Origin of the sequence: Kolteria novifilia, assembly GCA_007748055.1 — a bacterium.
Lineage (GTDB): Bacteria > Planctomycetota > Planctomycetia > Kolteriales > Kolteriaceae > Kolteria > Kolteria novifilia.
Genome location: CP036279.1, coordinates 4,469,547 through 4,483,776, shown reverse-complemented (window position 1 = coordinate 4,483,776; position 14,230 = coordinate 4,469,547). Strand labels below are relative to the sequence as shown.

12 protein-coding genes are annotated in these 14,230 nt (G+C 61.4%); 2 read left to right on the top strand and 10 right to left on the bottom strand.

Features of this window, described 5'->3' with window-relative positions:
* Nucleotides 1-8: 8 nt before the first annotated feature.
* The 4 genes from Pan216_RS16385 to Pan216_RS16370 form a co-directional block, all read right to left on the bottom strand.
* Complete coding sequence (locus Pan216_RS16385) at nt 9-1,565, bottom strand: class I adenylate-forming enzyme family protein (protein ID WP_145259425.1); 1,557 nt, start codon at nt 1,563-1,565, stop codon at nt 9-11.
* A gap of 311 nt (nt 1,566-1,876) precedes the next feature.
* Nucleotides 1,877-3,592, bottom strand: a complete 1,716-nt coding sequence (locus Pan216_RS16380; protein ID WP_145259423.1) for a hypothetical protein — start codon at nt 3,590-3,592, stop codon at nt 1,877-1,879.
* Between the two features lie 44 nt (nt 3,593-3,636).
* A complete protein-coding gene (locus tag Pan216_RS16375; RefSeq protein WP_145259421.1) occupies nt 3,637-4,944 on the bottom strand; it encodes a hypothetical protein in 1,308 nt (435 codons plus the stop codon).
* Nucleotides 4,941-5,597 (bottom strand): hypothetical protein, encoded by a 657-nt coding sequence (locus tag Pan216_RS16370; protein WP_145259419.1) that lies wholly within the window; start codon nt 5,595-5,597, stop codon nt 4,941-4,943. Before Pan216_RS16370 ends, Pan216_RS16375 begins: the two co-directional genes overlap by 4 nt.
* A gap of 413 nt (nt 5,598-6,010) precedes the next feature.
* On the opposite strand from Pan216_RS16370, the gene Pan216_RS16365 reads away from it, so the two are divergent.
* Entirely contained in the window at nt 6,011-6,715 is a 705-nt protein-coding gene (locus Pan216_RS16365) for an ImmA/IrrE family metallo-endopeptidase (RefSeq protein ID WP_145259417.1), read from the top strand.
* A 37-nt stretch (nt 6,716-6,752) separates the two neighbouring features.
* On the opposite strand, the gene Pan216_RS16360 is transcribed toward Pan216_RS16365, so the two are convergent.
* The 6 genes from Pan216_RS16360 to Pan216_RS16335 form a co-directional block, all read right to left on the bottom strand.
* Nucleotides 6,753-7,445: a potassium channel family protein gene (locus Pan216_RS16360; RefSeq protein WP_145259415.1), complete on the bottom strand. Its 693-nt coding sequence runs from the start codon at nt 7,443-7,445 to the stop codon at nt 6,753-6,755.
* A 133-nt stretch (nt 7,446-7,578) separates the two neighbouring features.
* Entirely contained in the window at nt 7,579-8,961 is a 1,383-nt protein-coding gene (locus tag Pan216_RS16355) for a TrkH family potassium uptake protein (RefSeq protein WP_145259413.1), read from the bottom strand.
* Between the two features lie 198 nt (nt 8,962-9,159).
* Nucleotides 9,160-9,798, bottom strand: coding sequence for a glycerol-3-phosphate 1-O-acyltransferase PlsY (gene plsY / locus Pan216_RS16350; protein WP_145259411.1), 639 nt, complete (start codon nt 9,796-9,798; stop codon nt 9,160-9,162).
* Between the two features lie 162 nt (nt 9,799-9,960).
* Complete coding sequence (locus Pan216_RS16345) at nt 9,961-10,242, bottom strand: 4Fe-4S dicluster domain-containing protein (RefSeq protein WP_145259409.1); 282 nt, start codon at nt 10,240-10,242, stop codon at nt 9,961-9,963.
* Between the two features lie 490 nt (nt 10,243-10,732).
* The gene (locus Pan216_RS16340) at nt 10,733-11,668 is read right to left on the bottom strand and encodes a lysophospholipid acyltransferase family protein (protein WP_145259407.1); all 936 of its coding nucleotides are present in this window, start codon (nt 11,666-11,668) and stop codon (nt 10,733-10,735) included.
* A 194-nt stretch (nt 11,669-11,862) separates the two neighbouring features.
* Nucleotides 11,863-12,954, bottom strand: a complete 1,092-nt coding sequence (locus tag Pan216_RS16335) for a Gfo/Idh/MocA family protein (protein ID WP_145259405.1) — start codon at nt 12,952-12,954, stop codon at nt 11,863-11,865.
* Between the two features lie 276 nt (nt 12,955-13,230).
* Here Pan216_RS16335 and Pan216_RS16330 point away from each other — a divergent pair, with 276 nt between their 5' ends.
* Entirely contained in the window at nt 13,231-14,199 is a 969-nt protein-coding gene (locus tag Pan216_RS16330) for a ribose-phosphate diphosphokinase (RefSeq protein WP_145259403.1), read from the top strand.
* Nucleotides 14,200-14,230: the final 31 nt, after the last annotated feature.

The window sequence follows — 14,230 nt, the reverse complement described above, 5'->3', positions numbered from 1 at the left end:
TCCCGATGCTACACGCCGATGATGATGTCCGGGACGGAGACGCGAGAGTCCGAACCATCACCGAGGACTTGAGCGATGTGCCGCGTGAGGAGCCGACGATCGTGTTTGCCGGTGCCCGACTTCGGCAAGTCGGTCAAGAGGAAGATCAACACCGGAACCTTGTACGCCGCCAGCCGTTCGCCGACAAAGTCACGAAGTTCGTCCTCGGTCGGGGGATCGAGCGGATCATGCGGAGCGACGTACGCGACTGGACACTGTCCTTCCGAAGGATGGGGAGCCCCGACAACCACGCTGTCGTAGACCTTCGGATGGGCGTTGAGGACTTGCTCGACCTCGATGGGAGCGATGTTGGATCCGCGCCGGACGATGATCAACTTCTTCCTCCCCACGAACCAGAGGTATCCCTCCTCATCCTCCCGTGCCAAATCGCCCATGTGGAGCCAGCCGTGGCTGAAGAGTTCGTCGGTCGCATCCGGGTTTCGCCAGTAGCCGACGCACATCGCGGGATGGCGAAGGACGATCTCTCCCACGGAGCCCGGAGCGATGTCCTGGTCGTGATCGTCCACCAAGCGGACCTCCGCACCGGGCAGCGGCAGTCCCAGCGAACCGATCTTCTGCGGGCCGTTGACCGGATTGCAGACGCATGGCACGGGAAGCTCGGTCATCGCGATGCCCTGCGTGGGGAGAAAGCCAAAATGCTCCTCGAAATGACGAAGGGTCTCGATCGAATGGGTATCGCCCCCCGCCATGCAGACGCGAAGATAGGGCAGTCGGACGGCGTGTTCCGTCGCGTAGCGGACGAAATCGGTCAAGTCGGCCGCCGCCATGCGTGTCCGAGTGACTCGATGGCGCCTCATTAGTTCGACGGTCTCCTGAGGAGGCGAACGCATCGCGAGAACGGACGTCGCTCCGACCGAGAGTTCGGTCGTCAGTTGCGTCAAGAGCCCGGCCGCGTGGCAGCAGGGGGATCGAACGAGACTGACATCGTCCGGTTTGACGTCCTCGAGCTGGACCGTCGCCTCAATGACGGCGGAGAGACTGCCTCGAGAGTGCAACACTCCTTTTGGGCTTCCGGTCGATCCCGAAGTGTAGAGGATGATCGCCGGTTCCGAGGCCTCGAAGGCCGTCCTTTCAAAGGGGCGCGCGGCGAGGAGTTCCAGGAACGACGGGTAGCTCGTATCTCCGGTGACGTAGTATCCCTTCGGCGCGATACCGGGAAGACGCGGGGGCAGACGGTCCACCAAGTCCTCGTGGGCGACCACCAGGGACGCTTGGCTGTGCTCCAAGGCAAAGCGGACCCCGGGCAACTGATAGCGGTAGTTGAGCGGGACCGCGATCGCGCCGAGTTTGAGACACGCGAGATAGGTGAAGAGCAGCTCGGGGCAGTTTGGCGTGAAGATGGCGATGCGGTCGCCAGGCCGAATCCCGAGGTTCACCAAGCCCCCGGCCAGGCGGCGGCTAATATCGTCCAGCGAGCTGAAGGACCAGCTTCGGTCCCGATAGATCAGGGCGGGTTTCTCGGGAAATTGTCCCAGAGCGTCATCAAGTAGGCGGTCGATCTTCATCGTGAAGGCCTTCGTTCAAGAAGCCTCTTTCCACCTACTAGTACGTTTACCGTTCCTTCATCCGACGGTCTTTTCTTTCGGGGTACGGGGATTGAATTGCCCCTTGTGGCCGAACCAACAGCCGTGGGCTCCCATCGCCGCGTCGCGGCTTGGGAGAATCCATGATGCCGGGCTGGCTCTCTCGGGATGCTCACGCGCGAAGTCACCTCTCCTGAAATGTCCGCGCGTGCGTGATTCCTTTGGACGTCCGCGTGTGCTTGATCCGCGCGGGCTTGGATTTTGACTCCCACCCCTGGCGGAGATCGGAGACGCTATGCCGCACGGCTCTCCGTGGGACGGATGAGGTCGGCGGTGGGACTCAATCGCAAGGTCGCGTCATCGCCGGAGAAATGAACGAAGAGTTCCCCCGACTCCTCGACACTGGTGATCGTCCCTGAAAGCCACTGACCATCCAGATGGACCTCGACGTCTTGGCCGGCCTGGAACTCGTAGGTCGCGAATTCCGGGTCGGAATAGTCGGCCATCACCAGCGAGAGGTCGTCGGTCGTCAGTTCCAGCGACCGCGCCAAATCGACGAGCAGGTTGTTTTGGGTCGGCGTGAGACTCCCCGTCGTCATCGCGATATGGACGATGTCCTCGAGCATGGCTCGGCGCGCGATCGGGTCGCTCTCCTTGAGGACCTGGGCGCTCTCCCGACAAATTCGGGAGAGATAGTCGGCGCCTTCCTTGTCGTAGTGGGGACCGATCTCCTCCAGGGCACGACTTCCGAATGTGTCGAGGACCACTCGGCGTTCCGGTTGGCTCATGTTCCCTCGGCAATGGGCGAGCCAGAGGACCGCTCCGAGGGTGAAAGACTCACGCGCGGCCTCGACGTCGGGCACGGAGTCGCTCTCGGTGCTCTCCGGTTCCGAGGCGGTCTCCGTCTCCTGGCCGGATTCCGCCAAACACGGTTCCGGGGAGCTGTCGTTCTCGGCGTCTTCGGATCGACGCTTGTTCGTGGCGCTCACTGTTTCCAAGGAGTCGACATCCGCGGTCGAGAGGGGCTCCGGGTGACTCTCCTCGGGGACACTGGGTGACTTGGGGAGGACATCGTCGGTGGTGGACGTTTGCTCGAGTCGATCGAGGCGACGCTGGACCGACGCCACGTCCAGGTCGGCCGAGGAGGTCGCGACCTGGGGAGCGACGTGGTGCGATTCGAGAGAGGTCGCCGTCGGCTCGTCGTTGGTACGTTCCGAATTGGGCGTCGCCCATCCAAAGAGGGAGCCGAAGAGGGGGCTTTCGTGAAACCGCTTCAGGGCAGCGAGTCGCAGAAGCATGAAGGTATGCGGATCGTTTCGCAGGACCGACTCCTCCTCGGAGTCGACGCCCCGAAAGAGTCCATCCATCTCCGCCGGGAGCAGTCCCTCGTCCAAACCGGTCGCCGATTTCAGCAGAGCGCGGGCGGCGGCCTCCAGGTCTTGGCAGCAGATCAGGCCGAGACGGTCGGCGGTGAGCTCTTGAAACTTCCACAGGCCACGGGCCAGGAGGTAGTGACGCTCGGGCGCGTCGGTCGAGGGAGCGCCCTGGCTCGGGTCGTCGATCATCGGGGTCACGTCATAGACCACGGAAGCGAGTCGTCGCCCCAAATGGAACAGGGCTTCCTTCGCGCGCAGCCTGTTGAAGACGTGGCCCGAGGCGATCAGCTTGACCGGTTCCTCGGGACTCCGTTTGGGGGCGATCACGCGCCAATCGTGGCCGGACGCGACCTCGATGGACACGTCGACCGGCAACCGCAGGCATCGCTTCAGTGCGAGCGTCAGCCGATAAATGGCGGGGCTCAGGTCGGGCGTCGCTCGCAGGCCGTGATGCGGCAGCGGTGTCTTCAAGACCGACGCGACTTGCTCGGGGCAGGTCCACGTATCCACGAGACTCGTCGCCTGGGCATCCTCGGCGACCGCGTGGGCGAGCTTGTCTTCACCGGGAAACCGGACGGACGTCCAGTCGACGTCGGCGTGAACGGGGACGATGAGTGTCGCTGCATTCGCCATGACTGCCTCCTTGCAGGATGTTCGTCGCTCTTGACGAGGTGATGTCAGTTGGCTCTTGGCCATGTTTCCGCGGCGGTCGTCGCCTCGACCGTCGACCAGCGCGGTCGCGCCACGTGGATCAAGTAGCCAAGCATCGCGTCGATCGCGTGTTGCGTGAAATCAATGCGCACCGTCCCGTCGACCACGCTCGCGGGAAAGGCGCCGTTGAGCTTCCTCGCGTAGCCCGGCTGAAAGTGCCGGCAGCGGGACGGCGTGTACTGCTGTCCGACGAGAAACGTCAGCGCCGCTTCGAGCGACGACTGGTAGCGCAGGAGCCGTTGGTCGTCGCCTTGTTCACGCGCGACCCGGCATGCCGCCACGAGGGCCTCGGCGCAGCTAGCGGTCGTGATGTCCGGCGCCGACCAGACGACATGTCCATGCACGTCCTGCGCGAAACCACCGAGCCAATCGGGACTGTCCGGCGGAGCTTGTTTGAACTGACGGTCGATGAGCCAGTCGGCCATCGTGTAGACGAATGTCGCGAATGACTCGTCGTTGGAGAGCATGTAGGCTTCCGCATAGGCGCGACATTGCCACGCCGCGAGGGCCTTGGAGGGACGTTCCCGCCAGTACTGCTCCATCACCGGAAGGGCCCGACCCATCGCGTCGAGCTTCCACTCCTCGGGAGCGTGGCGGTAGCTGCGCATCAACGCGTGGAGGGCTTCTCCGGGAAAGAAGTCGCGCCCAGCGAAGTACTCGCTGCCGTCATCTTCGTGAAGAGAAGGGCGGATGTCGATGGAGCCATCCTCGCGAAGCCGTCCGCGCAGAAACACATCGAGTCCGCGCGACGCCTCCAGCAGTTCTCCGTCGAGATCCGGAAGTTCTGACAGTCCCCACAAGAGCAGGGCGGCATAGCCGGCGGGGTTGGCCTCCGCGGGCCGCAACGTCGGGAGGCGGACCTCGGGATGCTTCGGGTCGGTCTTCGTGGTCGTGGTGACCAGATGCGCCAGCGAGGCTTGAGCGACCCTTAGCAACTCATCGTCGTCAAGGGCGACGGCGGCGTGCGTCAGGGCCGCGAGGGTACCAGCCGAACGTAGCGGATCGTTTCCTCCAAGGGGGCGATTTAGCGCGGGGATCCAGCCGTAGACGAACTCGCCCTCGGGCGTGCGCATCGAAACGATCCAGCGCGCCCCGCGTTGAGCGGCAAGGAAGACCGAATGGCGAAAGACACGATGGGGATCGCGGATCTTGCGCTCGAGTTCAACCCGTCGGCGCTCTTTGGGAGGAGACGCTTCGCGCGCCCTGGTGGCGAGCAGGAGAAGAAGCGCCGAACCCACGAGCAAGCCGGTCTTCCGTGACCAGCGTTGGTTCATTCATGCCCCTCGGTGTTGTCGCGGAAGTGTTGGGTCAACGCCTCGTGAAAGCTTCGGCAAGTGGAGAGCCACTCGTCGGCGAGTGGGGCAAATTCGAAGTCCATCAAGTCGGCAAGCAGGATCAAGTCGCGATCGCCCGCGGCCATGCGGAACTCGGAAAGCGGCTCGGTCATCTTGGGGCCAAGGGCGGCGAGGGACTCGATCTTCTCTCGCCAAGCCCCGTCGTCTTGGTTCACGGGCAAGATTTGCAGCACGCCATTGACGCCGGCCATCAACTGCTCCCATTGCGGCATCAATTGGGACGCGGTGGCGAGACCTTGGCGGGTGTCGCCGTTGCGGATGGCTTTGGCCACGTCGCGATGAACCTGAGCGAGATTCTCGAGCAGTTGGGACATCGCGGAAAGCGTTCGCGAGCACATCGAGAGCGTGTCATCGGTACGCAACTCGAGCGTACCATGGATGTCTTGGAAGGTGTCCGACCAGACCGATGTCCCGTCTCCCCAATTCAACGGTTGACCATTTAGGGACATGTGAGTGATGACGCGTCGTTCGTTGCAAACCTGGTCGCGAACGTTCGCGAACGCATTCTCGAGCGTCGCGTCCGGCGGCAAGTGGAGGGCCACCTCGGCCCCATCGACAATCACCCTACCCATGGTGCAATCTCGAATCAGGAGAAGAACGTCGCATCGGCGAAAGGGGCTTGAGCCGCAACCTCAGGTCCTGGTACCTGTTACAGCTATCGGGTATAGGCTTCGGCACTGAACCGGTCAAGCCAACTCCCCCGACGTCCGAGCTAGGAACGTCGCCGCTGGTCCATGTCTATCCGACGAACCGCAAGCCGTGACAAGATCGGAAACGAGTTGCCGGAAGGTGACCCCGAGAAAGGGTACTGCGCAAGTCGTGACTGCGATTCCGGTTTGGCAAAACAGGCAACGAGCGATGGACACGCAGGCCGTTATAGTGTACATATGATCATGTCTTCGTGGTGTTCCCAAATGCCGTCTTGCTCCGGTGACGGAATCCCAGCGCCCGTTGCCGGGGCGGCGACTTCTCAAGGAGACTCTCCGTGATTCGCCCGATTACCGGTGTGGAGGTGCGCCTTCAGGAGCAAGTGGCGCACATGCTGGATGGCGCGGGGATCGAACGGCCTCCCGTCGACGCCTCGCTCGTGGCCAAAGGGCTGGGGATGGACATCTGCCTGGATCGGCGACAACGAACTCGTGGCCGACTGGTGGAGGTGAAAGGCAAGCCGACGGTCTTCGTGCGACCTGAACCGCGTGCCGAGCGGACCCAGTGGACCGTCGCCCACGAGATCGGCGAGTGGATGATCCCAAAGTGCTTTGACGACGAGCTGGATGAAACGTGGCTTTGGGACGAGCGCGAGGAGCTAGCCAACCGCTTCGCGACGCTGCTTTTGGTCCCGACGGGTTGGTGGAACTTCGACACGCGGATGGTCGGATGTGACTTGCTGGAGCTCAAGCGAATGTACGAGACCGCCAGCTACGAACTGCTCGCCGGACGCTTGCTCGATCTCGATCCGCCGACGGTCATTTCGATTTTCGATCATGGGACCCTCCGGCGTCGACTCAGCAACTTGGAGTCGGCGTCGACCGCGTCTTTTCCGCTCGAACGAGAACTCCAACGGCAGGTGCATGACTCGGGAGTTCCGGCTGCCCGTGAAGGGGAGGGGATCCGCGTGCAAGCTTGGCCGATTCACGAGCCGGGTTGGAAACGGGAGATTCTGAGAACCGTGCTTGAAGAGGCGTGGTGAGCTTGGTCGATGTTCGGCGACGGGAGGGAGAGGCGACCTAGAAACTGACGCTGTCGAAGAAGGCGCTGCGAACGCGAATCATGTCCTTGTGCGTGCCGATCACCAAGAGAACGTGGTGCTCCAGGATGATGAAGTCGCTCGGCGGGAGGACCTTGACTTCGTCGCGCGCGGGGTCTTTCACGGCGAGGATGGAAATACCGAAGGTCCAGCGCAGCTTCGCGGTGAAGGACTCGAGATTCTGTCCAACGAAGGAGGGGCCGACTGGTAGCTCAAAGACGCCGTAGTTCGGGTCGAAGTTGAGCGTGTCGAGGAGGTTGGGAAAGACCGCCTGGTCGGCGACTTCCATGCCGTACTCTTGGTCGGGAAAGACGACGCGTTCGACGCCGATCTTGTGGAGGATCTTCGCGTGGTCCTCGGTGATTCCCTTGGCGATGACGCGCTTGGCACCGTGTTCGATTGAATGCAGCGCGGTGAGGATGCTGCTTTCGATGTTGTTGCCAGTGGCGATGAAGACCGAATCGACGGCGGGCGTTAGGAGTTGTTCGAGTGTTTCGGCGGAGGTGGCGTCGCCCTCGACGGGAGCATAGATGAGGTCACGATGGCTTTCGACCTTCCGGGAGTCGAAATCGACACCGATGACGCGGCAGCCGTGCCAGGTGAGGCGCTTGGCGAGCGAACTCCCGAAGGAGCCCAGTCCGAGAACTACGTACTGTTGTTTTCCGGCGGCCATGGCTCTCTCCCCGTCGCTCGCGGCGACCTAAATTCGGTCAATAAGAGATCTTATGCGGTGTGCCGTCGTTCGGCTCTCGCGTCATTTCAACCGGTTGGGGGCCTCGAGAACAAGGTCCTTCGCTCATTTTCGGTCAACCGATGAGGACTTGTCCACGCGGATACTCGAATGGTTCCGGCCGACGTCCGCGGGTGAGGGCGAGAACGATCGAAAAAGGGCCCAAACGCCCAATGAACATGAGGATTACGATCAAGACTTTGCCGGGATCGGTCAAACTTGGCGTGAAATTGGCCGTCAATCCGACCGTTCCGAGCGCGGAGACCGACTCGAAGAGGGCCTTGAGAAAGAGCCCGTGGGTCTCGCCGAAGGGTTGGTGTTCTTCCTCGAGCACAAGAAGAATCGAGAGTCCGATGGCGACGATCATGACGTAGAGGATGACCGCCGAGGTCGAGCGATCGAGGTCGCTGCGGTCGATCGTTCTGCCGAAGATGTTGATCTTGGTGTAGCCCCGCAGCCGTTGCCAGGAGTGGATGAGCAGCACCATGAGCGTGGTGACCTTGAAGCCGCCTCCCGTCGAGCACGGGGCCGCGCCGACGAGCATCAACAGCGACATGACGAAGAGAGTCGACGCTTCCGCCATTCCCAAATCGACCGAGTAGAAGCCCGAGGTCCGCGTGTTGACGGACTGAAAGAGCGAAACCAGCAGTGAACGGCCGATCGTCATGTCCTTGAGGAGGTTCTGCCGCTCGAGCAGGTAGAAGGCGATCATGCCGAGCAACGTCAACGAGACCGTCCCGATCAAGACGAGCCGGGTGTGCAGATTCAGCCGGCGCTGGATGCCCAACCGCTGGTCCTTGCGTTTTCGTCGGAGGTCGCGGTAGACGGGGAAGCCGATGCCGCCGAAAGTGATGAGGGCGCAAATGGTTAGGTTGAAGACCCACTCCCCTTGGTAGCGGATCCCGTTGTCGTCGTTGATGGAGAAGCCCGCGTTGCAGAATGCCGAGATCGCGTAAAAGAATGCGTTCCAAATGGCGTCAAGTGCGGGCTGTTCGAACAGAAAACGACTCAAAAGGATCAAAAAACCGACGAATTCGATGAAAAAAGTCATCACGAGGACGTCGCGAAGCACAAAGTGCAAGTCGTCTTCGGGTGTCGCTCCCAACTGCTCGGTGACCGCCGCGCGATGGTGAAGGAGCGAATGCCCGCTCAACGAGACCGCGACCAGTGTCGTGACCGTCATGATGCCGATCCCGCCAAGCTGAATAAGGACCAGAATGATGAATTGGCCGAGGAAGTTGAATTCCTTGCCGATCGAAATGGTCGACAAGCCGGTGACGCAGGAAGCACTGGTTGCGGTGAAAAGGGCGTCGATCGGATCGATCGTCGTCTTGACGTCTTCGTTGTGACAGATCGGGAGCATCAGGAGAGCAGTCCCGAAGAGAATCAGCGCCAGGTACCAGATAAAGAGCGCACGGGCAGGGTATTGGGTGAGGGAGCCGGCGATCTTCGCGCGCATCGTCAACCTCTCTCGTGGCGTCGCCGGGCATGGCGAATTCGCGCCCAGCGGCGTTGGTTCACGCCGACCACTGGGGAGGAACTCGCCAAGCGACTCGTCGATCGGGAACCGCGCGTCGGCGGATTCCGGGTCGGCGACGACTCGACTGCCTCGGCGGGAGCAGCATCGGCCGGCTCCCTATTAGTCGTTCGTAGTAGTCTATGAACGGAACCAGGGAAGACCGATTCTCGGTTCGGTTCCCGCGAGCACTCGTTTCAGGTTCTGCCGGTGGCGAACCAGGACGAGGACCGTCACGATCAGCACGAAGAGTGTCATCGCCGCTTGGTCGATGGAGAAAGGGTTGCCCAGAAGCAGGTACGCCAGGGCGAAGGCGAGGGCGAAACCGACCGATCCGACCGAGACCATTCCTGTCGCCAGGACGAGGATGACCCACATCGCCAACCCGATGATCGCGGGAATGGGCGCGAGCACCAGGATGACGCCAATCGAGGTCGCGACCCCTTTGCCGCCCCGTAGCCCGAGATAGATCGGGAAGATGTGGCCGAGAATGGTCGCAAGACCGACCAGTGGAGGAAGGTAGATCAGCTCGGGAGTCTCGGCTCCGAATCGACTCCGAACCCAGTACGCGATCGCGACCGGGACGGCGCCTTTGGCGAAGTCGAGCAGAAAGACCAGGATGAAGAAAGGGAAGCCGAGGACGCGTCCGACGTTGGTGGCGCCGATGTTTTGGCTGCCGTGTTCGCGGATGTCGATGTTGGCCCACAACTTGGCGGTGAGGTAGCCGAACGGTATCGAGCCGACCAGATAGGCGAGTATCTGCCCGATAAAGAGATACATAACGCGAATCCGCCTAGCGCGGAAACCAATCGCGCGCGTGGTGAGTCGAGAAGTGAATGTCTCAACCCTGGGAACGTGCGAACGCCCGTTCCCAAGGGTTCAAGACCATGTAGCTGCGAAGAGGATCTCTCGGCGCATGTCCGAGGGATCGTTCTCGAGAGCTTACTCGCCGAGCGGCTCTTTCTTCTCGGTCAGCGAGGGCAGATCGCCGGCCGCCGTCTTCTCGGCGTTGATGTCCGTGTAGGACTGCCACTCATCCGGAACGTTGTCCTCGTGGAAGATGGCTTCGACCGGACACTCCGGAACGCACGCTTCGCAGTCGATGCACTCTTCCGGATTGATGTACAGCATCGTGTCGGCTTCGTAGAAGCACTCGACAGGGCAGACGACGACGCAGTCGGTGTACTTGCAGTTGTCACATGGCTCGCAGACGACGTGAGTCATATTACCGTGGCTCCTTCTCGATCGCGGTTGGCCCGCCGCATCCCCAAATCACACTCGCCAAAGAGGTGGACATCGCTTGTGGCGACATTACTGACGAGAATTCTCGATCCAGCAAACGTCAAGCGTTCCGTCCGTCGGGCGACTCGCGTCAGTGGCGAAGCCAACCCGTTCCGGGAAAACCCTCTAGTTTACAACCTAGTGGATGGACCTATTCCCGCAATACCTATTTCTCGGCCAAGCGAGGCCTCTTCCGCCAAGAGTCGATCGAAAAATCGCCGTTTGAACCCGAGAAACGTTCCGGTTCTGGCGGTGATCCTCGAGCGTGCTCGGTGACGTTTCCTGCTGGGAATTTAGGCCTTGCGCCATGGGAGTCAAGACAGGGGATTCAGGGAATTCCGACATCGATCCCGGAAACGGAAGTGGTAGGCTTGCCTTCGAGTTACCGACGATTGAGTTCACCCGTCGTCGCGTCCCGGCAGGGGGACGATTTCTACGCGGCTTTCGCCTTGGCGACCGGGGTCGGCGGCTTGTGTTTCCACCGATTGTGCAGCCAAAGGTACTGGCTCGGTGCCAAGCGAATGACACGCTCGAGTTGCCGGTTGAATTCGCGGGTCATCTCGAAGGCAGCGTCTTCACAATTGGCGTAATCCCGCGGGTCGATGATCCCCGCGACGCCGACATGATAGTGGAAACTGTCGCGATCGCGGTACGAGTAGCCGATGGTGATGGCGGCATCGTAGCGAAGGGCCAACACCGCGACCGACTTGTGCGTCGACGCCGGTCGGCCGAAGAAGTCGATGAAGTACCCGCGCGGCCCGGCCGCTTGGTCACCGACCGAAATCAGGAACTGGCGATCGCTGAGGACCTGAAGGATCCGGTCCATGTCGCCGTTTTTGGAGAGGATCGTTTGGCCGCTCCACTGACGAAAGCGAAGGACAAAGTCGTGCAGGTAGGGATTGTCGAGCGTTCGGGCGATCGCGAAGCTTTCGATGCCGAGGACCGCGATCAGGTAGCCGGCCATCTCCCAATTGCCGAAATGGCCGGTGACGAGAATGGTCGCCCGCTCGCGGAGGAGTAGTCCGATCGTGTCGCCGACCTCATGGGTATTGACGTACCGCTTCCAGTTGTTGCTGTGCAGCTTTCGCGGGATATGCGCGATCTCGACGATGACTTTCGCGAAGTGGACGTAGACGCCGCGGACGAGTCGATCTTGCTGTTTGGCGGAGAGGTCATCGCCGAAAGCGTGGCGGACGTTCTCCAGAGCGATCCGGCGATGTCGCTTGTCGATCGTGTATCCGAGCCAACCAATCATCCGAGCGAGGGAGTACCCCGCCGAAACTGGTAGCGCCTGGATGACCGCTACGACGATCCTGATGACGAGGTAGACGAGGTAGTCAACGGTGTTATTTCGCTTCTTTCTTGCCATGGCGACGGAGTCCCTTCCGTTGACCGGCACGCATTGGATTCCTGGAATCGACGGAGGTTTCGAAGTCGCGAGCGTCGTGCCATGGTGCCTGGCTTGCTTGGCACGCCCGGTTTGCCGAACTCGCGACCATTCTCCGAAACCGTCTCAATTCCCTAGGATCGGCCCACGCTGGCGAAGAACGATTGCGTCGCCAGCTAGCTTGCTAGCATTGGCGGTTTCGGATCTCTTGCCAAGGGGAGTTTGACAATCTTTCCGGTCGCTTGTGACTGGTAGATCGCCAGGATGATTTCGACTGCCTTGCGACCCTCTTCGCCATCGACGAGCGGGGTGGTTCCCTTGGTGATCGCCTTGACGAAATCGGCGAGTTGGCGGGCGTGTCCGGTATGGGAGATGGCGCCGGGGTCGCTCGCTCCTCCCGTCGCCCCGCTCTTCTTGCCGAAGTTCTCGCGAATGGTGGCGTCGCGTTTCTGTTCCTTGGCGAAGGTCCACGTCAGCAAGTCGTCTTGTTCGACGACCGCCGAGCCCTTGTCACCATGGATGCCGATCGTCTTGAGCAGGCCGGGATAGACGCTCGTCGTGGCCAAGATCGACCCGAGAGCCCCATTCTGGAATCGGAGCGAGGCGACGGCGGTGTCTTCGACCTCGATGCGTTCGTGGGCGAGCAGGCTGGTGAAGGCGCCGACCTGGGCGACGTCCCCCATCATCGAGTAGAGGAGGTCGACGTTGTGGATCGCTTGGTTCATCAAGGCGCCGCCGCCGTCGAGTTGCCACGTGCCACGCCATCCGCCGGAATCGTAGTAACTCTGCGGGCGCCACCACTTCACCGTTGTTTCGCCGAGGGTCAGGTTGCCGAAGCGTCCCTTGTCGATCGCCTTTCGCAGTTCCTGGTTCACGTCGCTAAAACGCGAGGGAAAGATGGTGCAAAGAAGCACGCCGGCGTCGCGGCAGGCGTTGATGATTTTGTCGCACCGCTTCAGGGTGATCTCGAGCGGCTTCTCGACGACGACGTGCTTGCCGGCTTTGGCGGCTTTGACCGCCGGATCGAGATGGGCACCGCTGGGGGTGCAAATATTGATGACGTCGATGTCGTCGCGGGCGAGCATCTCGTCGAGGTCGGTGTGAATGTCGACGGCATGAGGATAGGACTCCTCGAGCATCGCGGTGGCTTTGTCGGGGTTGCTGGTGACGACGCCCCGCAACTGCGCCCCGCGCAGGTCGTCGATCGCCCGCGCGTGAAATTTCGCGATCATGCCGCAACCGACGATTCCGAACCCAACCTTGGCCATGCGCATCTCTCCCAAATGATCGTAAACGCAAGCGTTTCAAAGAGGATCAGCCTAGGGAGCCGGCGGCCCATTCGGCAAGATTTTTCCAGTTTTCACGGCGATTGGGAGCCGTTTGGGGGCGAATCTTCGCTTCGGTTGCTTTCCTTCCCTGGGGTTGGCCGGTAAAAAGAACGGCTTGGCTGAGTAACGCAAGGGCAGCGAAGGTTTCCGGTCGTCGGACGACGGGGAACCAACGATGTCGTCGAGCTTCGCGATGAAGTGGCTGGGAGAGCGTGAATGCACGATCGACTGAAGGTGTTCTGCGGCTCCGCCAATCGTCCGTTGGCCCGAAGGATTTGCGACTACCTCGGCATCGAACTCGGAAAGATCAACATCGGTCGGTTTCCCGACAACGAGATCTCGCTGAAGATCGAGGAAGATGTCCGCGGCCGGGACGTGTTCCTCGTGCAACCGACGTGCCCGCCGGTCAACGAACACATCATGGAACTGTTGATCATGATCGACAGCTTCCGCCGGGCCAGTGCCCAGCGGATCACCGCGGTGGTTCCCTACTACGGCTACGCTCGACAAGACCGCAAGGACGAAGGTCGCGTGCCGATCACCGCCAAGCTGGTGGCCAATCTCATCACCGAGGCGGGTTGCGACCGCGTTCTTTGCCTCGACCTGCACGCGGCCCAGATCCAAGGGTTCTTCGATGTCCCGGTCGACCACCTCTACGCGGTCCCGGTGCTCCATCACTACATCGAGAAACTCGAACTCGATCCGGACGAGTTGGCGATCGTGAGCCCCGACGAGGGACGGATCAAGCTGGCCCTGAAACTTCAACGTCGCTTGGGCGGCACCCTGGCGGTGATCGACAAGAGACGTTCCAGCGCTACCGAGACGGATCAAGTCAGCATCATCGGCGGGCCGGTCGATGGGAAAATCGCGATCATGTTCGACGACATGATCAGCACCGGTGGATCGGTGGTCGGTGCGGCGCGCGTGCTGCACGCCTCGGGTGCCCGCGACATCCGCGTTTGTGTCACCCACGGGCTCTTTTGCAACAACGCCCTGGAGCGGATGCGGCAATCGCCGCTGGTTCAGATCGTGGCGACCGACTCGGTCCCGCTTCCCAACGCGGAGAACCACGAGGGTTTTCTGACGCAGTTGAGCGTCGCGCCGCTGCTTGGCGAAGCGATCAAGCGGATCCACCGCAACGAGTCGGTGAGCTTCCTCTTTAACACGAAGATCTCCGAACGATGAATCGCCCATTGTCCTTCGTGTTCGGTCGACC